A 24,194-nucleotide genomic window follows, 5' to 3' on the forward strand; every position below is an offset into this window, starting at 1 on the left:
ATCTGACAGTAGTTTTTTCATCTATGTTTCTGGTAGTTTGCGATCCGCCTCATTTTTGGTTCAGGATATGGTTGGAATTGTCCGATGTTTTCAACCATTAGATACAACCGGCTGGTCTTTGGAAATATATAAGTATATAATTTTTACACTAGCTTCTAACTGCTTGTTCTATTTTCCGGACTACTCCCTGGATATCTTCTCGAATATCTTTGCCTGGGAATCGTATCACTCGATATCCAAATCTCTGAAGTTCACTATCAATATGCCGATCTTTACTTACTTTCTCTTCTGATTTATTGTGATAGGTAAACCCATCGGCATAGATACAATATTTTCCATTTTCACTCTCTAAATAAAAATCTGGCCGTGTTAAACAATTGTATGGTGAGAAGTTTGATGTTCTCGGATACATCTCCCCATTTCTTTTAGCAATCCAAACTTGCAATTTGGGGTCAAAATCAGCCTTTAACAAAGCTAAAAATAACTTCCTTTCTAGCGGACTTTCACAAACCATCACACAGCGTTCACATTCTTTCATCCGAAATTGACAAGAAAAACATAATTCTGGATGGTTATCTTGAAAAGAAACTATTTCATCAATTTCAGCTTCTGACAAACTATGAGCAAAGTCCATTCCTAATGAACTCTTAATTTCTTCATACGCTTTTTCAGCTTCAGTTTCGTCAAAAATGGCTTCAATTTCTTGTTTCCCGACTTTTATCGTGTAGAGGTACTGTTCTCTTGAATTGCCTCTTCTTTCTGGTAAAATTATTTTTTCAACTCTGATACGGTTAGCCATTTAATAAACGTGTGTATTCAAAATTTTAATTCAAAGAACCTATCTTATACAAAAGATTATGGATAACAGATCATAATTACTTTCCTAAAACCCACTGGGAACTAAACCCAGCTGGTTAATACTTTCATTGACATATTCAAAATTCTCGTGGACATATAACACCTGCTTATCCAATACTGCTACTATGCCTTGTACAGCCAGTTGTTTAATGGCTTCAGCAGCTCCTCAATCAGGCTTATAAATGCTTTCCTTTGTTCCATTACCAACACAGCGTGATGAACTGCACACGGACTGTTGCTAGACATTCAAATGAGGTCTCTAATTTTTTTCAAGGATGCAAGAATTGACGATAAAATACTTAGTTTTTGTTTTTATCATCTACCAATAATTTACCAGTTTTCTAATTTTGTCTGTATGCCTCCAAATATCTCCTCATTCTCTAATCCATATATTCCATATACATTCAACCTCCCATCATACTGGTCTGAGACTCCCCTTGACCCAATCTTTTCTCCAAAAACCTGCCAGAAAATAGTTAAATCATTCTCTTCCAAGAAGTTGATTAGTGGTAATTTTTTAACTAATAAGCCTGATATGCTATCATTATAAATAGAAGGATCAAAGCAAATAAGTTCGCCTTTACTATTGTTAAATTGACCTTCTTTTGTACCATTAACTAGATTCAAACCATTTTTTATAATATAAGTAGGTTTATAAAAAGCTATTGCACCCTCTGTTTTTGAACAATCATACTCTTCTTCCCATAAGAAGTACTCTGCAGTTGGAGCTACTTCACCATAAACTTCATCAGCTTGATAGTTTCTAACCCTACTCCAATTTTCTCCACGATGAAAGGAAGAATTAAAGTATTTATACGCCGCAGACCAATAATATTCTCTGCTAAAAACTTGGAATAGATCCCTGACTTGAGGTAAAACACCTCTAAATTTCCAATCATTGAACCGTGTTAACAACTCCTCTTGCTTATCCTTATGGATTAGATATGAATTAATATGGTACCACAATTGCTTTTTACTAATTTGTCTTGCTCCGCAATCTCTTAGAGTTTTAGGTTCTAACCAAATTGGTTTTAAATTAAGCCAAACCCAATCCTGCTCTTTTAAATCGGTAGATTCAATGATACGTTTGGGATCAGGTACGTCATCATCCTTTTCAACCCACTCTTTATTAGAGTCTATCCAATTAGAGTAATTTACATCAAACCACCAATTAGAGGAATACTCATCATAATGTTCTTTTTGTGTTTTTTTAATTATCAATGTAGGATCAAAATCTCTCACATAAGGATACCAAGGTCCCTGATATTCTGTTAACTCAGGCGAACTTCCTCTATAAAAACCAGAACTATTTTCAGCAGAAAGTTCAAAATGGTCAGAGACACGTGCTAGGAGTTCATAAAAAATAATCCATTGATATTTCTTGCCAATGCGTTCGTTATGACCAGATCCTCTCCCAGTACCTTGTCTTTGATCAAAATTATTGAAGAGATCAGGCTTATACCCGAGTTCAAAAATTTGTTGTACAGCGTAGTTACTCAAACCATCATAATCTATATTCCAATTTTTAAAAGCAGCCTGAAAAACATAGCGACCGAAATCACCATAGCTTGCTGTGCCTCTACCATATTCTGTAGCCATTGATCTTAGAATTGCTCCAGACCCCCAATTTTCATTTCCATAGTGACCACTCTCCCCCTTTGGTTGGTATTTTTCATCTATCTCTTCAATAGATGGAAACTCATCGGGCAACGACTCACTTTTATAAGGTGGGCGTACTTTATCAATACTAATATTTGGTTCTAAGCCAAGTTGAAGTGCATACTCAACTATTTCTCTTGCATAATCCCTTAATAATATATTCGGAAATATAAATTCTGTATCAAATATAGTACTGTATATAAATTCACAAATTTGTACTAGATGTGAAGTGTCATCCGACCTTAAAATACTTCCATACGCTACAGCATATAATCTCTCAGTAACATACGGATCATCAACATTTTCAAATGTCGAAAGAATAGGTTCGATTAAATAGGTTCTATTCTGCAGCAAGTTAACAAGTGCAGAAGATGCTGCATCTCTTAAATATCTATTAGAGCTTGTTAAAAACCATCCTAAACAAATTGCTCCTAATCTTATTGATTCGTCATCGATATGACCTTTGTCATTATTATTCCATGCCCATTCAATCAATCTATTTACAGAATTCGTACGATTATATCGATCATATTTATTTTGAAGCCATGTAGTCCACAATGAATCTCGCTGGGCTAATTCATATTGTTCTAAGGCGCGATGCAACCTATCAGCATTAAAAGGAAAATTAGGCTTCATTGCAGTTGCAATCATCTCATTGATGAAACGATAAAAAAGACGTTCATTTTTTAAAATTACGTCTTTTAAGTAAGGTTCAGTTCCTTCATTAAAAGAGTCTGTCTTTCTCCATAAAATAGAATTAACAAAACCCTCTGCTACCGAATAAAAATGTTTACAGTGAGGAAAAATTTGATATAACTCTTTATTTGTTCTTTCAGGTACTTGAATTGATAAAGCATCAATTAGATTTTGATTATGCCGTGCTGTCTGCTCATCCTTTAACAACTCTTGTAACTTACCTTCTTGAACTGATTCTTCAAGGTTTTTTAAATCGAGATTTTCATCCAGAAGTAAAGAAACAGTTAAATGGTCTTGGAACCTCTCATATGCAAAATAAACTACTTCCTGATGGTCTTGCTCCTCATCCCACGCAAGATCTACGTTAAAAACACCTTCTGAAATTAATCTTTTTAAGTATGGTTCTTGATTTGCACAATTTCCCTGGAAGACTGAGTTAATTATTTCATTAGCTTCATTATACTGGATATAATTTTTCCCCCTATCTACTAACTCTATAATTACTTTTTCAATTGCTTTTTTAACTAATCGTGTCTTAAAATCATAATGCAATTGGTCTGGTTTCGAAAGTTTGTGGTCAATACTCTCAATGTAATAATTGATTATTGTAGTTATCCCTTCATATCCCGGTGGTATTTCCTTAAGACCACGTTTATTCAAGGATTGGCAAAATAGTTTTAGGAATAGCGGATTTTGGAATTCCGGATGTAGTAAAGGAACACTAGGTTGAAGAATTTCATACTCTTCAAAGAATTGCTTAGATGCTTCATATTCGATCCCCAAAAAGCCTGTATGTTCTTCTCTGGAAGCAACATTACTATCTATTTCATCTTGGGGGGCTATAAGGTTTTCGTATGAGTTCCTAATACTTACTACGACTCCTAACCAATCGAAATCATCAAATATTTCTATAAAAGATTTCAGCCGACTTGGCCAAATGAATCTACCTTGCCCTTCATTTAATGCATCGATAAATAATATTATTCTTGAACCAATACTTTCTGCTTTTGCATTTAAAGCATCAAGAAATGTAAACTCATCTAGATGGTTCCTTCGGAGCTGATTGTTTAAAATTTGAGTCCAAGGCATCTGCCTCGTAGAAAAATTTTCTCCCAGTATGAAAAGGCTTAGTAACCCTTTTTCTTTTCTCCTCCTAACCACATCTGCTAACAAATGCGATTTCCCAACTCCAGCTTTACCTGTAACTATTAGGTTTGGCCTATTTGATAATTCACAAATTGTACTATCTAAGAATTCTTTAAATTCATTAAGTGCAATTGAAAACTCGTCAAGTTTGTTTATCTGTCTGCCAAAAGGTCTTCCATAATAACCTATTTCTTCAATGTCTTTACCTTCTTCTTCATCTGCTCGGAGCTCAAAAAAGGTATTCGAAATTTCACCACAGGTATCTGAGATTTTATCCAGTTGGGTTTTTAGTGAATCATATGGAATTTTTTCATTACCACTCAGATTAATAGACTCAAATAAAATCTGAAATTCGTTAATCCCTTGTTTAAGAGCTTCTTTCAAAGAATCTAGGTTCCCATTTGAACTATCAAAAGATAGGCTTCCATATTTATTGCAAAATTCTCGATATTGCTTAATTACTTCTTCCTCAAACTGACTGTTTCGAGAAAGCCCATCGAAAACTTTGCTTATTGGCAACTTAACATTTAACTCAGGTGTATAGCGACTTCCTAATGAGTCAAAACTTTGTTTATTTTTTTGTTCAAACCACTGGTTTCTAAATTCATCCTCATTAAACCAAAAATATTTTAATCCTTGGTTTTCAGGTAATGAAATCCTTGTAATTAATTCATGATTACCCCAATACTCAAATTCTACCTCTCCCAACCCATTTTCTCTTGCATATGCCTTCCACTCCTCAACCTTTTCATCCCACTTATCTAGCATTGATTTTTGTTCTGAAGATTTGCCATCTGGCATATCATAGGGAATAGCCACATAATACTTTGTCAAATCAGGATGATTATCAATGCATTTTTTTACTGAACCATCGACTTGTTTCCATTCAGATGAAGAAAGAGATTTTGTAAAGTATTTTGCCTGCCAACAATAAATTTCTCCATCTTCAAATTTCCAGAAACACTCTTTGCCAGCATCCGGGTTGCCAACCCTCCTAAAGCTTTTCTGATCATTTAACTCTTCCCTCCGTGCAAGTTGACATACTAGTTCTTCAAAGCCATCAAATTTATTACCATTTAATGGTCTTATGTTATCCCAATTGATGCCCATCGCTATTAATCTTATTTTTAACTAGTATTTATTGCTAAACTCTTGCTTCAATTATTCATTTGCTCCTCGACTATCCTAACCTCCTCCTCTGTTAAACCATAAAGCTCATACACAAGCGTGTTTATTTCCTCGTCCAACTCTTTGGTGTCGGCTTCGGGATCTTCTTCTTTGGCGGTGAGAATTTGATTGACGAGGGATTCTAACACACTGTTATCTTCAAAAGAATCAGGTATTGGCATTACTTCTAAATACTGTCTTTTCCATCTATAAAACCCTCCTCTGATTTCAGAACTGATAGTTGAAAATAAAAATGTCCACAATTTAGAATTTAGGATTCCAAGTAAAGCCTTAGAATCTGTACCCATTATAAATCCAGTTGTGTCTAAATAGTTATAATTCTTATCAATCGTGAAGTGACCTCTTCTTGCAATTTCGGCATACATAATTTTGTTTCGTTCAAACTCTTCGTAATAGTCAACAGCATCCTGAATTTCGTACCATTTGTAAGAACCAGGTTTTCTCCCATCCCAATTACTTGAAGAAACATTTTTGGGACGAGGTTTCAATTCTTTTTTAAAATTTTCTAAATAGTCTTTAATCGCTGGGTATTCATCGATTTCTACCCCTCTTCTGGTAAATATTAGATATCTTTTAGCCTCAGGAGATTGATATCTCTTAATATCTTTACCTCTCAAAAATGGTTTAATTAACTCATCACTTTTCGAATCCTTCTGCAAGAGTTTTTCTTTTTTCTCTTTATTTATCACAAAGACCTTATTCAAACCAGTTTTAACACCGTAATAAAATTCCCCATTAAGATATTTTCCTAAACTTTGACACCTGTTATTTATTCGTTCTACAAGTTCTTGAATTTCTTTGTTGACTAAAGCCCAACTTTCATCATTAAGTTTTGTTTGATCCACTTCAAAATAATCCTCATTGGTTAAGGCTTCTAAGCTATTGAAGTCTAATGAATTAACTTCAATAGCTTTAAAAGAGTAATTAGCCGGTTCCTTCTTTAGATGTAGTAAGCATGGATAAGCTGTGGCAGCATCGAAGACAGGTAAGTCTCCAAAATCAACGATGGAATTAATCTGATAATTTTGGATCCATTCTCGAAGAGGTTTGCCATAATTGGCTCGCATCCATTTATTTGAAACGATATAATGAAAGAAACCTTTCTCTTTCATTATTCCCATACCTCGTTGAGTGAAATACTGGTATAAGTCTGCGTATCCACTATATACTTCATAGTACTCTTTTAAATATGGTTTAATCTTTTTTAATAATTCTTGTCGTATATACGGCGGATTCCCAATCACAGCATCAAAACCGTTGAAGTTTCCGTCCTCGTCCAGCACTTCGGGAAACTCAAATCGCCATTCAAAGGCTTGGTCGTAGAAGGTGGCATTTTCAAGTTCTTCCAGCTCCTCTTCCAGCTTGCCAATTTTCTTTTTGGTCTTCTTGATTTTCTTTTGCTCTTTCTTGCTTTTCTTTTCCCCTTCAAACAGGTCCAGCTTGGCTTCTTCCTTAATGAGAATTTCGCGCTGTTTCTTTAGCTTCTGACGAACCGGGTCCAGCTCTTTGAGTCCCACCGAAAAGCTTTCCTTAATGGAACTAATCTGCTCTTTCAGCGCCCGCTTGTCCTCGCGGTTGCCGGTTTCTTTATAACTGCGTACCGCCCGTTTGTATTCCTCAATTGTTAGGTTATCGTTGTTAGACAAAATCTGGGAAAGGTCGGCATCCAGATCGAAGCGGTTTACTAGTGAATTTCCTTGTTTGATGTTAATATCAATGTTGGGCAGCACTTCGAGCTGTTGGAAGTCTGTACTTTCCTTGTAGTAGGCATGCTTAAGCAACTCAATCCACAGCCGCAGCCTGCAGATGTTGACCGAGTTGGGATTGATATCTACCCCGAACAGGCAGTTTTCAATGAGGATATTCTTTTCGCGAAACAGGGCTTTCTGCAGTCGCTGGGTGTCGGACCCGACCGTACGTTCAATGGTTCCATTTTCTTTCCACTCCGAATGCACCCGGTATTCGAAAAAAGGATCTTGTCCCACCGAAATGCTGAGCTCATCATTGTCCACGCTGATTTCAACATCCCGAATGTGGTGGTTATCCTCATCCACAAAGATCCGAAGATCACTTTTTATGGCTATCAACTCATTCAGGGCAGAAACCAAAAAGTGTCCGGACCCCACTGCCGGATCACAAATGGTGATGCTGTTAACAACTTCGTTGGCCTTATCGTATGGGATTTCGTGCCGGGAGATCTTGGCAGCTACATCATCAATGTCCTCGCAGTCCCAGTTCTCGTAGGTTTCATTAAACTTTTGCACCACCGCCCGACGAATAGTCTCCCGACACATGTATTCGGTGATATAGCCGGGGGTAAAGAAGGATCCATCTTTATAGCCGTTGATCTTTTCAAAGATGCGTCCCAGTACCGAAGCGTTAATAAGGGTTTTGGCTTCTTTCTGGACCTCGGCCGTACCTTCCGTGTTAAAGTTATAGGCATCCAGAAAACGCAGCAGGTATTCGAGAGCAGATAGCTTTTCACCTTTGAGGCGCTCCCCGTCCCGGTTGCGAATTTTACTGCGGTTGTGCACCGGCATTTGTAGACCGTCCTCCAGCTCAGAAATGCGAATCGTATCCTGCTCGATATCAGCCACATCAAACAGAGAGCTATTCAGGTAGGGGATATGCCCGAAGTGCTTGTTAATACGCTCGGAGCGATCCTCTGCCTGAACAGCCAAGACCTGGAAAAAGAGTTTATTCAGTCCATCATATTCTTCAATGTCGCGGTGGCTTAAAAATCGAAAGCGGTCGTCTTCCCGATGGTATTTAAAGAGCTGTGATTCCAGCAACTTCAAAAACAGAATACGGTTAATCCAGGTGATCAGCAGCTGGATTGCTACATTAAATAGCTGCTCTTCTTCATCGTCACCAAACTCTGACCGGTTGGACAGCCGCGAAATTACGTTCAGACTTTTAAGCTGTGTGATGGTGTTTTCAATCAGTGAAGCATGTTGGCGGTTATCTTCATCCAGCCGGGTTATATAGTGAGTGCCTTTATCCTTGTATTCTTTCAGCCCCATGATATAAAGAAGCTCACGGTAAAAGGCCTTGTTGAGCTCATTGCTGTCACTGGCAAAGGGTTGTTTGAGCAGGTGCGTAGGCGTAAATAGCTTAAAGATCGGCACCAGTTTCTTTTGTTCGTCACGGCTCAGCTCGTCCTTTTCCAGCAGCTTTCGGTACTTGCTCAGATCTAATTCGGCTGTTGTAATGTTTGCATCCAGCTCTTCCACAAATTCCGAGAGGTGGTCATAGACAAACTGGGTGCGGGAACTTACTTTTTGTCCCTGCTTCCATTCTTTATACCAGCCGGTTAGTTTCCTGGACTCGTAAAAATGGCGTTCGAAATCCTGGGCATCGAAGATATACCAATTGTACACATCGGTAATGATGATATGTTTGATATCTTCGTTGCCGTTATCGATGCGTTCCCGTAGATAGTAGAGGATGGATTCGTGAAAAGCCTTACGGTTCAGTTCATCCCCGGTAATCATCTCCGAGCTGTTGGACGGGCGCTTGGCTTCGATGATCACCCCTACATTCGACTTGCGGGTTTTGCCATTATGGATGGCCAGATCCTGCCGCTCTTTGGTGTTGATATAATGGTCTTCTTCAAAATTGGTGTTGCTGAAGAAGGGTTTGATCAGGTTCTTTAGATGCTCTTCGGATTCGCCTTCATCGACGGCTTCATCAGCCTGGTTTATCAGTTTCAACAAACGCCAGCGAAAGGTTTCAAATTCTGTTTCTGTAATGGATTCCTGAAGAAAAGCATTGTCAACGACCCGTCGTGGGGAAATTACCTCTATTTGCATCAATCTTAATATCTAACCAACTGTTCTATTTTGACCTTATTCTAAGCACTGCTAAGGGAAAGAGCAAAAAACAATCCTTATTTTGATCATTTACTAAGTTTTGATTCTCAAATTTTGTTTCTAAGCGACGATCTTTTTAGTTAGCTTACTAAAGAGTGAGAATAAATCATGCAAAAAGCCTTGAGCAATTTCATTCTGGTCTGGATGAATGAAATAATTAGGAATATGTTAAACCGGAAATTAGATTGTGAAGGGAAGCCGAGTCCTAAAATTGAACCTTTAGCATAGTCGCTATGGAAGACGAAATCGTATCTGGAAAACCATTGCCCCCAAAGATTACAGCCGTAAAAGCACTCGAGGACTGGAAGCTCAAGCTAACCTTTACTGGTGGGCAGGAACGTATTTTCGATATGAAGACCTACCGCTATGGCGTGTTTGCCCGGCTGGAAGAACCCGAATATTTCCAACGGGTACGCATTGTAAAAGGCTCACTTTGCTGGCCACACGGGCAAGACTTGCACTATGGAATGTTATATCATAATAGTAATCCGCTGTCTTTTCAGGAGTAACTTTAAAAAAAATCTTATGGACAGCTATATAGATAAACAGGAGTTGAATCGCTGGATTAGCGAACTGGAGAATCAAGAACAGCTGAAGGCATTACGTTCAATAATATTCAATGCCCAGGACCCCGAAGGATTGTGGAAAGAATTGTCAAAGTCAGCCCAACAGAAAATCAGGCCAGACACTAAAGTTCCCAAGACTGAAATCCACATCACCATTAAACGGTTTTGGGAACTTGTTTGGTCGATGAGAGAAAGCAGCAAACCTTGGAGCTGGGATGACCTATCAGAAGCTGAAAAAGCGGGGATTGATAGAGGTATTGCCGATTTAAAAGCAGGGCGAACAACCCCCAGTGAAGAAGTATGGAAAAAAAATTGAAGAGAGATTTGGATATAAACCAGATTATCTCGATAAGAAATAACCCAAAACTATCCAGGCATGGCAGATAAAGATTACAACTTTGAGGAATTCCTAACGAGGCCGAAATAATTTCAGTCGAGTAGTTTGACAATTTCTTTGAAAAATAAAACGGAAGAATCAGAAAAAATAAAACCGAAGATTATGAGTAATAAGAAAGAGGAGCCAAAAATTGATGCGTTAGCATTAAAACGAAAATTATCGCACCAATTTTCCAAAAAATATAGTACTAAAGAGGGTTTAATTGATCGTAAAAAGCTTAAGAAAGACCTCAAGAAAATGAAAAAGGATAATATTTAATTACCAATTCTGCCTGATATTTTCTTAGCGATTGAACGGGTGGGTTGGTTAGTATCTATTTATACCTTGACTTTCAATTTTTGACTTGTAATCGATTTATAAACATATTCGGGAATGTACGATTTTAAACTAAAAACGGCTTTTGAGATCGATAATATGAGCTAATACATAGGATTAAAGGTCTGTATTATTTCTCCCTCTCCGCCCTATCACATCTAGCCTTCCTATTTAGAAAAAATAATAGTTCCAGACATTAATAGGGTTGACATTATAGGCATCCCGAGGTAAAATTTCGTTGCATTTTAGTGATTCTTTCACTGAAAAGCATAATTTTTGCTAGTTCCCAAAAACATTTCTATAATATATTTCGGGGTACAATTTTATATCAAAGTTCATCAGATGAAAAAGCTACTATTCTTAACACTCCTGTTGAGCGGGATTGCTATGTTCACAGGTTGCACTTCCACCAATTCAACGACTCAATATAAAATTTCTCTAGAGGCCAAACCCGCTGTAGGTGGTAGTGTGTCACCCGCTGAGGGACAATACGACGAAGGAACTTCACTGCATATAACAGCAACCCCGGCCGAAGGATGGCGTTTTGTCCGCTGGGAAGGAGGCTACAACGGAACAAGCAGTTCAGCTACCCTGACTGTGAACAGTGATAAACAAATTGAGGCCGTGTTTACCCAAAAAGAATATCCGCTTACCGTAAATACCGAGGGCGAAGGCACCGTTGACGAGACCATAATTCAGACCAAGCCCAAAGACTATAAGTATGGTACGATCGTAGAACTAAAGGCAAATCCGGCTGAGGGATGGAGATTTGTAAAATGGAGGGGAGATATAACAAACGGAGAAAACCCTATCCAAATCACGATAGATGCCCCAAAAGAGGTTACCGCTACGTTTGAAAAAGCCTTTTATCTGGCTGAAAATGAAGTAACGATAAAATGCCCCAAGGCTGAGGTAGGAGATTCCGGTACTATTAATGGCATAACATATACCAAAAGAACCAGAGATCAGATTACCCCTTCCAATGCTTCTAAAACCTGTACGAGTGAGATTAAAAGTATGAGATGGTTCTTTAGTAGTAATGCAAGCTCATTTAATGGCGAAATAGGCAGCTGGGATGTGAGCTCTGTTACAGATATGGCTTATATGTTTTCAGGTGCTGATGCCTTTAACCAAGATTTAAAGAACTGGGATGTGAGTAGCGTAACTGATATGGAAGGAATGTTTTACTCAGCGGAGTCTTTTAACCAAGCTATTGCTAATTGGGACGTTAGTAATGTAGAAAATATGAGATATATGTTTGGAGCTGCTGATTCCTTTAATCATGATTTAAATGGATGGGATGTAAGTGGTGTAATGAACATGAGTTTGATGTTCAGTGCTAAGTCTTTTAATGGAAAGATCGGGGATTGGAACGTCACAAGCGTAGCAAATATGGATTCAATGTTTTACAATGCCGATAATTTTAATCAACCTATTGGCAATTGGGATGTCAGTAATGTTAGAAGTATGGCCGGCATGTTTTTGGGGACCAGAAACTTTAATCAAGATTTAGATGGTTGGAATGTAAGTAATGTTACAAATATGGAAGTCATGTTTTATGGTGGCAAGTATGGATCCACTCCCTTTAATGGTGATATAAGAAGTTGGGATGTGAGTAACGTTGAGGTAATGGAAAAAATGTTTTCCAACGCTACTAAATTCAATCAATATATTGGTGATTGGGATATAAGTAGTCTTACAAATATCAATGAAATGTTTGCTGGTGCAGAATCATTTAATCAGGATTTAAACTGGGATGTTAGTAACATTACCAGTATGAACGGACTATTCAAGGGAGCGAAATCTTTTGATGCAGATATTAGCAATTGGGATGTCAGCAATGTAAGAAAAATGGAAAAAATGTTTCAAGGAGCTGAATCTTTCAATGTAAATATAGGCAACTGGGATGTAAGCAATGTTACAAATATGGAAGCAATGTTTGCTGATGCAGAGTTATTTAATCAAGATCTTGACAGTTGGGATATTAGTAATGTCAGAAGCATAAATAAAATGTTCTTTGGCGCAAGCTCTTTCAATGGTGATATAAGGGGCTGGGATTTTAATCATGTTACCAGCATGTCCGAAATGTTTCGTGGGGCTGAATCGTTCAACGGCGATATAAGAAATTGGGACGTCAGTAATGTAGAAGTCATGGCGGCTATGTTTTATGAAGCACGTTCTTTCAATCAAGACCTGAGCGCATGGGATGTGAGTAATGTGACCCAAATGGCGGCGATGTTTGGTAGAACATCATCTTTTAATGGTGATATAAGTAATTGGAACGTTAGTAATGTCAAAAATATGGAATTCATGTTTCAGTCCAGTGTATTTAGCGGAGATATTAGCAACTGGGATGTAAGTTCTGTAACAGATATGAATACCATGTTTTTTGGAGCAAGTTTTTTTAACAGTGATATAAGTAATTGGGATGTTAGTAATGTGACAAATATGAAGGATATGTTTTACGGCGCTAGTATGTTTAATCAAAATTTAAGCAATTGGAATGTAAGTAGTGTTACAAATATGGAAGCAATGTTTGTACATGCTACTGACTTTAACAGCGAAATAGGCAGTTGGAGTGTAGGTAGTGTTACTAATATGAAACAGATGTTTTATTCAGCAGAGTCATTCAATCAAGATATTAGTAACTGGTGTGTATCAAATATTTCCTCAGAGCCAAGTAATTTTTCATCCTATAGTCCACTGCAAGATAACTATAAACCAATATGGGGATCTTGTCCTGAATAAATTATAAATTGAAACAAAATAATCACTTGGAAAGTAGTTTCTCCTTGACTCGTACTCCACTGAGTTTTTGCTCGGCATTGGCCTGGGGATCCGAGTCGATTAGTAGCACGGATTTCCCCAGCCGCTGCAGCCCCGCCGCAAGGTTTACGGCAGTGGTCGTCTTGGCTACCCCACCTTTTTGATTAGTAATAGCTATACATCTTTTCATATTTGTATTCCCTTTAGTGTTTGTAATTTATGTAGTTATTGTAGTGCATTTCATACTCGTAGCGCGTGTTATCTCGAAAGCCCCTGATCCCGGTCGCGCTCCCGCTCGGCTTGGAGGCCGCCCCGGATGGCTTCAGTAATTACGTGTTTGGTAAGACTCACGGGGCCTTTACCTGGGTTGCGGAGCATCCGGGCCACGGCAACGCTGTATTTTACGGCCCGGGCACTCATCGAAAAGACGACCCGGCCGGCTTCGGTCCCGCTGGCGCACCCCAACCACCGGCGGCTGGCTTTCATCAGCTCCAGCCCGGTAACAGTGACTCCTCCCGGTAGCTGGTGGCGGTGGGCCAGCTGTCCCTGGAGGCTATCAGGCAGCCCGTGGAAGTAGGCCGCCACTTCATCGGGCGAGAGCCCCGACAACAGCTCCTGGTACTGGTTGCGAATTTGTGTGAGCCTCTTCACAGCTTCCCGAATCGTTGTTCTATTATAGGATTCTTTTAGGGGTCCAAATGCGTCCGGATACCGAAGCAACTGGTACAGCTGCTCGGTTTTGTCGGTCCACATGAACCCCCGAAGGGCCTGACGCGCCTGAGACGGGTCCTCATAGGCAATCTCCAGATGGTGGTCCAGCCGGGTAATCGTCTTTGCCAGGGTTTGGTCAAGCTCCTTGTTATGGCCTATCTTGGGGGCCTGGGGGCTATCAAACGCCTGATGAATACGCTGGACCGCCCGGTACAGGCCCAGCGCCTCCTGGGACCCGTGGTAGAGCACTCGCCCGGCATCGGCCTCTTGGGTCTGTTCCTCCAGGTGACGGTACAGTTTACGGCGTGCTCGTTTTAGGCGTGATGTCCATTTCTTTGCTTCGCCCCTGGCATGCCCCATTTCCTGCTGCCGGGCACCTTTGTCCAGCCCCTCAGTAAAATACTGTTGGTACTGCCCCGCAATACGTTCCATAGCCCGCAGGTCCCGCGTCATTTCGACCAGGGCATGCGGGTCAGTGACGACTCCAAATTGCTCCGGGGTATTGATTAGCTGATCTTGACCGTCCCGGATCCACTCATCCATCGGTTTGTCCTTCATAGCGGCAAAAAAAGTCTGTCGGGCCGCATCTCCATTGTCAAAGGCCTCGGCAAACTTCATGTCGAACAGCCGGTATTCCCTACTGATCTCTTCAGTAAAAGCCTTATCCATTTGCGCCAGGGTTTCGGCCCGCTGCCGGGCTGCTTGCTGCCGGCTGGTCAGCTGTTGCTCGCGGCGCTCTAGCGCTGCTTCCTGGAGCCCGCTTTTCCAATCCACGGCCAACTGCAGGCTCCCGCGCTCATCCACGTGCCCTTCCCTGCGGTCCACATATTTTGGCAATGACTCCCCATAGGTTTCTTCGAGTTTCGGTCCGGACAGCTGCCTGGACACGTCACTGGCTTTGATCCGGTGGCGTCCGTCGGTAATGAGCATGCCCTTCTTGTTGCGGGCCGTCTCCAGCCACAGCCCTTGCTCTGCTAAGGCCCGGTCAAATTCGGTAAAGGAATCCGCCCGAAACAACTGACCTTTAATAGCATTCGCCCGCTCCATCACCGAACGCCCGTCAATCTGGGCAGGGTCCAGCCCCAACTCTGCGGCCTGCCCTTTCACCTTTTGTTGCTGGTGGGTTTCCCACTGCTCCGGGGCCCGCCCGTCCATGTCTTGGCCGAGGTCCGGGTGGTGCTTCCCCGGGACCACCTCCCAGCCAAACTCCTGCTCGAGTTCCTTCAGCAGCGTTTCACTGCGGGTCTTATATTGCCAGCGGTCCCATGCCGTATGTTTGGTCGGATGCACTCGGTTAATCGCCAGGTGCAGGTGGTGATACGGTTTGTCCTGGTGGGACGCAATTTGAACCTGATACTCCTCCAATCCCATATGCTCCAGCCAACGGTCGGCCACCTCCAGCATCTGCTCCCTGGAGGGCGTATCTTCGTGCGCCCACGCGATTGCATAGTGAAACAGCGGCTTATTAATATTATTCTGGGACTTTTCGGAGGTCCATCTCATCATCTTCGCAGCCCGCACGGGGTCATCTGTGGGCAGGTTCCGGTACTCTACCCACGCGCATTTCTCCGGCTGCGCGTTATAGGTCAGGCAGGAATAAAAATGATGTCCTTCACCAGCGAGTGTTCCTATCATCCTGGTCACCCCAAGGCTTTAAATATGAGGCCAGTGATTCGGTCCATGTCTTCCCGGATCTTGGCTATTTCTTCGGTTTGCCGGGGCCCAATCTGGCGGGTTTCATTGACGTGGCGGGTCAGCTGATTTAAGTTGTTTCCAATCTTCGGCAGGTCATGGGTTAGCAACCGTTTTAACTGGTTGGCGGTAACCCCCTTGTTCAATTCCAACGGCCGGTCCTGCTGGTACATGGGCTCCGCTTGGGGGAGTTGCCCGAGGGCAACCATTCGAATGTAGCGGGTGTAGGAAATGCCTTCCTTTTCGGCCTGGGTTTTCAGCCATTGTCGCTCGGTAGCATCCATAGAAATGGATGGGGTATATCGTTTTTGATCACTCATAATAGATGTAGTATTTGTTTAAATTATAGGGCCAGCTCATGGCCCCATTGGTACCTTTGAGCAGTTGCCGGCAGGCAAGCTGCGAATAGGCAAGCTTAGGGATGGCCACAGCAGAAATTCGGAGAATTCTGCTATGTGGCATATACCTACCTGCTTGCTATCTGTCTGTTATTATTATTTTGAGGCCTGCTGTATACTTCACGACCGTACCCTCATCCGTATTGCTCGTACTGCATTTATTGCCCCCTTTGCACTTTCTGCATTTTCCAACGAACCAGCACAACATGCAGAAAATGCAAGAAATGCAGAGAATGCAGATTGCATTATGGGTCGCCTTTCTTGTACTTCCCGTGAGCAACTTTGATAAATTTGTCATCGTCTTTGGGGAGCCATTCCTTGACGGTTCGTTCCGGTACGGCCAATTCGCATTCGGCTCCAATTTGTACCGCCTCCCCGGTTGTAAATTCCTCCGGCAAGCTCCTATAAAATTCGGTAAATCGACGTCCTCTCGGGTCACTCGCTGGCTCTGATTTTGGCAGGATGTGGTATAACCGTATGGCATGCTCGATAAAGGTTTCCGCTAACGTCAAGGCAACCGTTACATCAGCATCGCTGGGAGTCAAGCTCTGTTCCAACTTCAGCTGGTCAGGATCATCTTCAAAAACTTGCAGTACCACCAATATGGAAATGAGGCGAAGGGCAATTACCCCCGTTCGATTGTTGGAAGCATGCAAATGTCGGGATAAACCAAGGGCTTCTATAAGCTCCATCTTTTTAGAAAAAATGGAGTCCAGCCTATCCCATTGATGAGACTGTACATTTATGTATAACGGCTTGCTTCTGTTTTTCAGCCGGTTATACATTTCATTTAACTTCCGGCTCGCCTCGGTAATCGATGCTCTTACCTTCCTGCTTTCCGTAGACGGCCGGTGTGATTCCCACCTTCGGGGCGTATCGAATGTATATAAGGCGTACCGTGAAAAGTGGCCGTTCTCGGCCGATCTAAACATTCTTTTGAACTGGTCAAAGGTCCCCGTTAAGCAAATGGATAACCGGGGGTTATCGATATAATATTCTTCATCGGTTCGTATAATGGAAAGCGGTTCATGCTGAAAGGCTTTTCTTACCGTATCCGTATAGTTGCCCCAGTCTTGTTCTGTGGCATTCAGCAACGTGTCGATCTCTGTTTCAAAGATAAACCCGTTTCCACCATTGGCCTCCAGCCGGTCCAACATTTTACGGGCGCTTGCATTGGCCGGGATAAAAAGGGAGCGTTTCTTCGGCCGTTCTATGTTGGCCTTCTCCTCATCAGGCAAGTGGGAATAGTTATCGATTTCCCGGCGGGCTTGTGTTCTAATTTCCTGGTCGGTCATCCGTGCCAGCCCCCGCCCGTTACTTGCCTCCCCTTTACCCGATCCCGGTTCGGCTATAATTTGGGTAAACAGGTCCGTGCTGTAGTAACAATCCCGATGTTCAGCCAGCACGTTGGGCATTTGTGAGGCCACGGCCGGCAACGACGACACTAAGAATACATCGCGTCGATGCTGCTCATCTATCAGCAAACATATCTCTTTTAACAATCCCGGCAGGTTGGTATAAACGGTTTCACTGATAGGGGGAGCAGAGGCAAGATCTAACCTGTCCTCAGCATAGGCTTCGGTGGGAAGTGTTTCCTCACTCCTATCTAACTCACGCTGAACGGGGCTGCTATTTGATATGATTTCCCAAAGCAGGTCTCCGGACATGCCCGCTTGCCTGCAATCGGTGACATCCTTGAATTTGCCTCCCGTTGCCTTACTAATATTGACCAATGCGACGGGCGTTGAAGCCAGCACATTGCTCACGCTCTTGCATAGTTTTTGGGCTATCCGGTGGGCACCCTTGGTATCACAATCGATCACAACAATAACACACTTATAGGAATGGGTGGAGACGATTTGTTTTATCCAGTCTTTTTGGGAGGCAGATAGAGTGCCCTGCTCTCCAGTCACTAACCCTACGGTGTCCGCCCGGTCGGGATATAGCTGGTGAAGAAGCATGGCTTCCCGCGGGCTTTTAGCGATCATGAGATCCTCGCCTTTGCCCCTAACTTTCGTTTTCCCAAAAAAGGAGGCGCCCGGCCTGCTTCCTTTCAAACTACGTATTTGTTTATCCCCTGCTTCTCGCCGGTATAATTGAGCGCCGGAATCATAGGGAAATAGTAACCAGTCACGCTTCCATTTGTGGATGATCCCCACTCCGAAGTGCACTAACGTGTCCAGCTTTATACCATCATAGCTGTTGATCGTTTCAAGCAGGGGGTGATCAGTAGCAGCTGTTAATTTCTCCTGGGCTTTTTTTAATGCGTCCCGATTTTTTGAAGTCCAAAAATTTGTATCCCTGGTAAGCTGCGCATCTTTTGGGGACTTAGGTGTACTTGACCCATTTGAACCGGTAAAAGAACTTGTTAAAGATACTTCTTTAACAAAGTTAATGGCTTGGGCTGTCTCCCAATTATGTACATGCTCGACTAGGTTTATCAAATCTCCGCTTTCGTCCGTGCCATGATCCTTCCAAGCACCGGTTTGAAGGTTAAGTCCAAAAGAGGCTTTCTTTTCCTCTCGAATAGGACTCAAAATTTTTACCCAACCTTCTTTGTTAGGCTTTTTATTAACCGGAATACCTAAGTTCTCTATTACCCTTTCTATATCTTGGGGGTTTAGGTTTTCACTAATGGGGCTCATTTGTTTCTGGTATTTAATCGTTGATAGAGTTATCCATATAGAAACAATGCTGTAGCAACCTTCAGTTTTGGAAAATTGCTAATAGGAGAGAGATTGGCTACCTTGGAATGTCTTGTAACTCCGTCCAAAGATTTAAAAGACAAGTAGGCAGCCGGATCTCCTAAAGGTCTGGCTGTTTCTATTTATAAAAATTCATGGATATAATTCAGCCGCTGCTACCTATAAGACCATTGTTAAGTTGCAGTGGTATCCAGACTAAATTATCATCTGAAAACCCATGAATCTATTCAGGTTTATGAAGTTAAGTAGTAGATTTTCTTCTCCTCTGATCTTCAGTATTACTCTCTATCCAAGCCATGATTTCGCTTTCTTTAAAACCTACAGCTTGAGAAGAAATTCGAACCTTACTCGGAAAATCAGGCTCTTTCATACGCTCATAGAGCGTACTCAAGCCGATTCCTAACTTCTTTGCTAATTTTTTGGGTCTAATAAGTTTATCCATAACTAACGGTTGTTTTTGTTGGGTTTAGTTCGTAACCGTTAGTAACCTAGCGGAAGGAGGGATTTTTACATATCAGTAGTTACCGATATTATACTGACATTTTACTTACATAGCATTTTATTGAAATAACCCGTGCGAATACTTACTTCAATTTATTTCTTTTCCTAGCGCTTCGTCCAACTTTCTTTGCCAGCCTGGACTACTCTCAGTTCCATTACCTATTACATTATGTCCCGCACTAGCTAACAACTCATGTGATTTATCTTCCTTCTTAAGCTTGTTTACAGCTTCCTTTCTCCGGCTTTTTACACTTCTCAAACTTTTATCATAGTAATAGGTTTCTAGATAAGCTTTAACATGATGGAATTTATATTTACTTCTACCATCATCATGGATAACTTTTGCAATATTATGAATAAACTGGTCAACAATTCCAGTTCCGACAGTGGTATTCAATTCATCTTTTTTATTCTCATAGTCCTCTAGAAAATAATTAAGCCCCACTCGATTCCCAGTGAACTTTAATTTTTTCATTTTTAAAAGGTGTTCTATGAGGTAAATTCTAAAATAGATTTTTGCTCCATTTAATCGGTGCTCATTAAATACATCATGCGAGTAATTAAAATTGTCATTTGCGGTTGGAGCAACCTTAATTAAGGATTTGTCAATTAAGTGCATAAAGCCTTTGCCTAATACTGGTCCACCATATAACCAAATCAGTATATTCGAGAATGTTTCTCTTTGATCCTTAATTTCTTCACTATTGGGAAATGATTTTGCAGTAACATTATCTAAGATATCAATATAAAACCTCACGTTATGTTGCCTTAAATCTTCTTCTAGGTCTGCATGAATTGCTTTTAAATCAGAATATGAATCTTCATTATAAGATACATAAAGTGCATTCATATTATCCCTACCATTATCAAATATATAGTCCTGGAAAGGATATGGATATTGATCAAAATCATAATCATCCCTGTAGAAAAATTCATTATAACTGTGGGGCAAGTTTTTAATAAACGATTTTTCAGTTAAATATATATCGTAATGTACATAAGGCAGTATGTCAGGTTTGAGTATATCTTTTTTAATTAGCGTATCTCTTTCATCCTCATTTAAACCTTTCACTTCCGCAAAAACAGAAAGCATAAATTCTTGATCGAGTAGTAAATCTTCATAAGACTTGACTCTTGATCTCTCCTTATATGGAAGCTCGTTAACTAGGTTTACTAATTTATCTACATAACCAGACACTTTGTCGTATTGATTTTGACTTAATAGAATCTTTTTCCACTCATCTGGGTTACTCATATATTCTATTGGGTAATTATTTGTTTAAATAGTGATTATCCTATTTTACCGGCTATCTTTTCTTTTTCATCGTCATCAATGATACTCTGAAGCCGGTATGACCATCGATCCAATGCCTGCCGTCTCTCATCCATATATCCATGTCTATCATATATCGCTGTTACCAGATCATCTTTGGCCAAACCTTTGTGATTAAGAATCTTGCCTAATACCGTCCGGGTAACTCCCAACTTTGTCATGTACGTCGCAACCGTACGTCGCAAGTCGTGAGGTCTAAAATCAGGAACATCACTTTCTTCCTGAATAGTTACCCTTGCCCTGGTAAGCCATTTCATAGGCGCATTATCTTCTTTTGGTGAACAGAATACATAATCACTGTTACCGGTCGTCGGTCTTAGCTCTTCAATTATCTGTATGGCCATATCTGAAAGAGGAACAAGGTGCTCCTCTCCATTTTTTGCAAGATCAGCAGGTATCGTCCAAATACCTTCTCGAATATCATCCCACTTCATATGCATAGTTTCAGTTTTCCGTTGCCCTGTGATAAGCAACATCTTTAAAACAGAACCTGTGGGCTCGTTCCAATTATCAAAATACTTCCAAAGCTCTTGGATTTCCTTAGGCTTATACCACCGACTCCGTTTTTTTTCAACATCCCCACCAGCCTTCGTCTTTTTGTACTTCGAAACATTACTAACTGGATTATCTTCGGCAAGACCTCGATTAATAGCAAAACTATAAATTTTTGAAAGCCTTGCCCTTATACGATTTGCCATCACCGGTGCAGGCTTTTTACCAAAGGCCTTACTGTCTAAAAGATTTATAATCTGGTTACGGCTTATTTCTTTTATAGGATACTTGCCAAGTTTAGGAACTAACTCTACATCAATAATCCGGCTGTATTCATCACGGGTCTTTTTCTTTAAGGTGGGCAAGTACTTTTCTTTAAACTCTTCGGATATTTCTTTAAACGTTTTTGTGTCTGGAACTTGTTTTCGTTTCTTTTTTTCTGCTTGTGGATCTATTCCCCTGTCAACTTGAAAGGAAAGCTCTCTAGCTATTTCTCTTGCCTTCGAAACTCCAATATCAGGATAGCTCCCGATCTTATACTTTTTGGCTTTGCCATCGAACCAGTAGTTATAATAAAAGTACTTATTACCTGCCTTTGTAAGACGTACCAAAAAACCTTTGACTCCCTTCTTTTTCAGTTGACCATCTTTGATAAAATGTTGATCATAATATTCTACACGCTTTTCCTGGGGTTTCAAGTTCCGGAGGAATTGTTCGTTTAATCGTTTTTTAGGCATATCAGGGTATATTAATTCTGGTACTAGAATGGTACTAGGTTTATTCCCAAACCATCACTACTAGCCTGGATTAATCTGGAATTTAAAATACACCCTAACTCCATGAAATACAATAAATTATCTTAATATTACATAGTAGGTTGGCAGAGTATAGAAAACTTTGGAATAGCTATATTTTTTGACTGTCACGCAGGAGGTCGCGAGTTCGAATCTCGTCCGGATCGCAAAACAATAAGCCTCTGACTCGCATAGAGTTAGGGGCTTTTTTGTTTTGATAAAATAAGTAAATTAATAGGTTTATATCTTCTCTGGGACAACATAGGGACAACAAAAGTTTTGAGACCCCTTCTTATTTTGGTGCTTTTCCAATGCGAAATGCTGTGCGTTAAAAGCTAATTATTCCTTGTTAATACTCCTTCCAATTTTTCTCCCATCTCTTGATGCTTCCGTTTATCCATCTTTTTAATATTAATAAGTTTCCACCGCACCCCAGGCAACTCTTTTAAGTGAGAAATGGGAATCGAGTCCCATTGGGGATCTGCTTGCTGAAAAGAAATTAAGAATGCTCTCTCCTTTTCAGTTAGTTCTTCGAGTAATAATTCTGGCAGCTCATCCTGAACCTCTATCAACTTTTCTAAAGGGACGAGTTCATTAGTCATACCTTCGAACTCTTTTCTATAAGTTCCTTCAAGTTCTATGGGGTTGGGATTTAATAATTCATGAATGGGCCGCGAATGACTGATTAAATAGCCGATAAAAGCTGTCCGAACCTGCTCTGTAATACCTTCATTTTCGAATAGCAATTTCACATCATACAAATCTCTGGGATGCTGGCGATCAAGGGCTGCACAAATTTTCCCTCCATATAAATCTTCCAGGGAGAGCGTTTGTATAGCGGCAAATAACTCGAATCCATCTTGTATTTTTGGCTTTACCTCCCTTTCAACAGGATCAAATAGGGTCCCTCGAAGTACGGTATTTACTTCTACTTTAATCTGAGCATCGGTATCTCTTATAATTAGCTTGCTAAGGGTTCCCCCGCTTTTGTGCGTTGTTATTGTAGATTCCGGCAAATGTACCGAAACTTCTTCCGCAATGGTTCGCACTCCGTTTTTTATCTCCTGCAATGATTCATCCCTACCCTTAATCGGCAAATAAGCCAGATCAATATCTACTGAAAGTCTTGGGAAATCACGCCAGAAAAAATTGATCGCCGTCCCACCTTTAAGAGCAAAAAAGTCAATGTCTGCAATAATTGGCAATACGCTCAACAGCAGTCGAACCTGGTTTCGATATCGTTCGATCATTGATCTTCCCTCAACAGCTTGGGTACTACAATTTTGTATTTCTTGTTAAGTTTTCCGCCCTTTATGATTTCTCTTTTGCCCTCCCCAAAATTTATGGTGGAGCTATCAAGCCGTTCAAACCAACGATGGTTATGATGTTCGGCCAGATACATAAACAGTCGCTTTACGCGTATTGACTCGCAACTCTCCAATAGCTGCTGGAGAGTGTTCGGACGCAGGGAAGATAATCCTTCCATGATATAATTGGCTTCATCGAAGCCTTCCTGCTTGGGTACATCATAGAGATATTCCAGTATTGCCCGCTCTGCAGAAGATATAGTGATATCTATCTGATTTAATGTCTTCGTTGATAGCCCTTGATCATTCTTGAAAAAAAGCGTGGCTGACCGCACCTCCAAGTTGGCCTCCCAATCATATTCTTGAAACCAAGTAGGAAGTCGTACATCCGGAGTCTTCCATAATATTACCTGTTCACGATCAGCCATTTTGATATAGTGTCCATAACCCTGCAACTCCAATGCTGTTTTACCTCCTACGTGCACAGGAAGATCTTGAAGCTTCTGAAGCGCATATAGCCCACCCTGCCACGATATTTCATCGCCTTTTCTTTTGTAGGCTCCTCTGCCTACTCGTTCCAGCCAACCACTAGTTTCATAGACATTGGCCAGCTGTTTATAAACTCCTTTCTTTTTCAGCCAATCAGAAGTTATAACAGTTCCAGAAGGCCATTCTTGTAGTATTTGGTTTATTTTTTTCAAAATTGGTCAATAAATTATTGACTTATTTAAAAGATTATAAACTATAGGTTGGTTTAAAAAATACGGAATTAGTCTATAAAATATGGACTAATTAATA

The 24,194-nt window shown here is 40.8% G+C and carries 16 protein-coding genes and 1 pseudogene; 4 read left to right on the forward strand and 13 right to left on the reverse strand.

The features are described 5' to 3' along the window. Window positions 1–148: 148 nt before the first annotated feature. The 3 genes from FN808_RS01765 to FN808_RS01775 all read right to left on the reverse strand — a co-directional run bounded on the left by FN808_RS01765 (window position 149) and on the right by FN808_RS01775 (window position 9,359). Window positions 149–799, reverse strand: a complete 651-nt coding sequence (locus FN808_RS01765) for a DUF559 domain-containing protein (protein WP_142712812.1) — start codon at window positions 797–799, stop codon at window positions 149–151. Window positions 800–1,188: 389 nt separating this feature from the next. Next, a complete protein-coding gene (gene avs2, locus FN808_RS01770) occupies window positions 1,189–5,469 on the reverse strand; it encodes an AVAST type 2 anti-phage system protein Avs2 (RefSeq protein WP_142712813.1) in 4,281 nt (1,426 codons plus the stop codon). A 47-nt stretch (window positions 5,470–5,516) separates the two neighbouring features. Beyond that, the gene (locus tag FN808_RS01775) at window positions 5,517–9,359 is read right to left on the reverse strand and encodes a type IIG restriction enzyme/methyltransferase (protein ID WP_142712814.1); all 3,843 of its coding nucleotides are present in this window, start codon (window positions 9,357–9,359) and stop codon (window positions 5,517–5,519) included. A gap of 293 nt (window positions 9,360–9,652) precedes the next feature. On the opposite strand from FN808_RS01775, the gene FN808_RS01780 reads away from it, so the two are divergent. From FN808_RS01780 to FN808_RS01790, 4 genes are all read left to right on the forward strand, one after another. Beyond that, window positions 9,653–9,928: a DUF2442 domain-containing protein gene (locus FN808_RS01780; protein ID WP_142712815.1), complete on the forward strand. Its 276-nt coding sequence runs from the start codon at window positions 9,653–9,655 to the stop codon at window positions 9,926–9,928. Between the two features lie 16 nt (window positions 9,929–9,944). Beyond that, window positions 9,945–10,301, forward strand: a complete 357-nt coding sequence (locus tag FN808_RS01785; RefSeq protein WP_142712816.1) for a hypothetical protein — start codon at window positions 9,945–9,947, stop codon at window positions 10,299–10,301. A 138-nt stretch (window positions 10,302–10,439) separates the two neighbouring features. Further along, window positions 10,440–10,640: a hypothetical protein gene (locus tag FN808_RS18800; RefSeq protein WP_185958191.1), complete on the forward strand. Its 201-nt coding sequence runs from the start codon at window positions 10,440–10,442 to the stop codon at window positions 10,638–10,640. A gap of 399 nt (window positions 10,641–11,039) precedes the next feature. Beyond that, window positions 11,040–13,445: a BspA family leucine-rich repeat surface protein gene (locus FN808_RS01790; RefSeq protein ID WP_142712817.1), complete on the forward strand. Its 2,406-nt coding sequence runs from the start codon at window positions 11,040–11,042 to the stop codon at window positions 13,443–13,445. A 61-nt stretch (window positions 13,446–13,506) separates the two neighbouring features. On the opposite strand, the pseudogene FN808_RS01795 reads toward FN808_RS01790, so the two are convergent. The 10 genes and pseudogenes from FN808_RS01795 to FN808_RS01835 form a co-directional block, all read right to left on the reverse strand. After that, window positions 13,507–13,653, reverse strand: a pseudogene (locus tag FN808_RS01795) (ParA family protein); the annotation flags it as partial. Window positions 13,654–13,721: 68 nt separating this feature from the next. After that, on the reverse strand, window positions 13,722–15,809 hold the full coding sequence (locus tag FN808_RS01800; protein WP_142712819.1) for a relaxase/mobilization nuclease domain-containing protein: 2,088 nt from the start codon (window positions 15,807–15,809) through the stop codon (window positions 13,722–13,724). Window positions 15,810–15,814: 5 nt separating this feature from the next. After that, entirely contained in the window at window positions 15,815–16,186 is a 372-nt protein-coding gene (locus FN808_RS01805) for a plasmid mobilization protein (RefSeq protein ID WP_142712820.1), read from the reverse strand. Continuing rightward, window positions 16,179–16,328, reverse strand: a complete 150-nt coding sequence (locus FN808_RS18805; RefSeq protein ID WP_185958192.1) for a hypothetical protein — start codon at window positions 16,326–16,328, stop codon at window positions 16,179–16,181. The genes FN808_RS01805 and FN808_RS18805 overlap by 8 nt, the downstream gene beginning before the upstream one ends. Window positions 16,329–16,509: 181 nt before the next feature. Beyond that, window positions 16,510–18,801, reverse strand: a complete 2,292-nt coding sequence (locus FN808_RS01810; RefSeq protein WP_185958193.1) for a DUF3987 domain-containing protein — start codon at window positions 18,799–18,801, stop codon at window positions 16,510–16,512. 409 nt (window positions 18,802–19,210) lie between these two features. Next, entirely contained in the window at window positions 19,211–19,411 is a 201-nt protein-coding gene (locus FN808_RS01815; RefSeq protein ID WP_142712822.1) for a helix-turn-helix transcriptional regulator, read from the reverse strand. A 147-nt stretch (window positions 19,412–19,558) separates the two neighbouring features. Beyond that, window positions 19,559–20,725 (reverse strand): hypothetical protein, encoded by a 1,167-nt coding sequence (locus FN808_RS01820; protein ID WP_142712823.1) that lies wholly within the window; start codon window positions 20,723–20,725, stop codon window positions 19,559–19,561. Window positions 20,726–20,760: 35 nt separating this feature from the next. After that, window positions 20,761–22,032: a tyrosine-type recombinase/integrase gene (locus FN808_RS01825; RefSeq protein WP_142712824.1), complete on the reverse strand. Its 1,272-nt coding sequence runs from the start codon at window positions 22,030–22,032 to the stop codon at window positions 20,761–20,763. Window positions 22,033–22,424: 392 nt separating this feature from the next. Continuing rightward, window positions 22,425–23,339, reverse strand: a complete 915-nt coding sequence (locus FN808_RS01830) for a nucleotidyl transferase AbiEii/AbiGii toxin family protein (protein ID WP_142712825.1) — start codon at window positions 23,337–23,339, stop codon at window positions 22,425–22,427. Then, window positions 23,336–24,097 carry a type IV toxin-antitoxin system AbiEi family antitoxin gene (locus FN808_RS01835; RefSeq protein ID WP_142712826.1) on the reverse strand — a complete coding sequence of 254 codons (762 nt, stop codon included), beginning with the start codon at window positions 24,095–24,097 and terminating at the stop codon, window positions 23,336–23,338. Before FN808_RS01835 ends, FN808_RS01830 begins: the two co-directional genes overlap by 4 nt. Window positions 24,098–24,194 lie beyond the last annotated feature (97 nt).

The organism is Fodinibius sediminis (assembly GCF_900182555.1).
GTDB classification, from domain to species: Bacteria; Bacteroidota; Rhodothermia; order Balneolales; family Balneolaceae; genus Fodinibius; species Fodinibius sediminis.

Excerpts from the sequence above, each read along its gene's own strand:
- FN808_RS01825 (WP_142712824.1), bottom strand. The coding sequence starts at position 22,032 with ATGCCTAAAAAACGATTAAACGAACAATTCCTCCGGAACTTGAAACCC.
- FN808_RS01780 (WP_142712815.1), top strand. The coding sequence starts at position 9,653 with ATGGAAGACGAAATCGTATCTGGAAAACCATTGCCCCCAAAGATTACA.
- FN808_RS01790 (WP_142712817.1), top strand. The coding sequence starts at position 11,040 with ATGAAAAAGCTACTATTCTTAACACTCCTGTTGAGCGGGATTGCTATG.
- avs2 (WP_142712813.1), bottom strand. The coding sequence starts at position 5,469 with ATGGGCATCAATTGGGATAACATAAGACCATTAAATGGTAATAAATTT.
- FN808_RS01805 (WP_142712820.1), bottom strand. The coding sequence starts at position 16,186 with ATGAGTGATCAAAAACGATATACCCCATCCATTTCTATGGATGCTACC.
- FN808_RS01785 (WP_142712816.1), top strand. The coding sequence starts at position 9,945 with ATGGACAGCTATATAGATAAACAGGAGTTGAATCGCTGGATTAGCGAA.
- FN808_RS01815 (WP_142712822.1), bottom strand. The coding sequence starts at position 19,411 with ATGGATAAACTTATTAGACCCAAAAAATTAGCAAAGAAGTTAGGAATC.
- FN808_RS01800 (WP_142712819.1), bottom strand. The coding sequence starts at position 15,809 with ATGATAGGAACACTCGCTGGTGAAGGACATCATTTTTATTCCTGCCTG.
- FN808_RS18805 (WP_185958192.1), bottom strand. The coding sequence starts at position 16,328 with ATGCCACATAGCAGAATTCTCCGAATTTCTGCTGTGGCCATCCCTAAG.
- FN808_RS01775 (WP_142712814.1), bottom strand. The coding sequence starts at position 9,359 with ATGCAAATAGAGGTAATTTCCCCACGACGGGTCGTTGACAATGCTTTT.
- FN808_RS01820 (WP_142712823.1), bottom strand. The coding sequence starts at position 20,725 with ATGAGTAACCCAGATGAGTGGAAAAAGATTCTATTAAGTCAAAATCAA.
- FN808_RS01765 (WP_142712812.1), bottom strand. The coding sequence starts at position 799 with ATGGCTAACCGTATCAGAGTTGAAAAAATAATTTTACCAGAAAGAAGA.
- FN808_RS01830 (WP_142712825.1), bottom strand. The coding sequence starts at position 23,339 with ATGATCGAACGATATCGAAACCAGGTTCGACTGCTGTTGAGCGTATTG.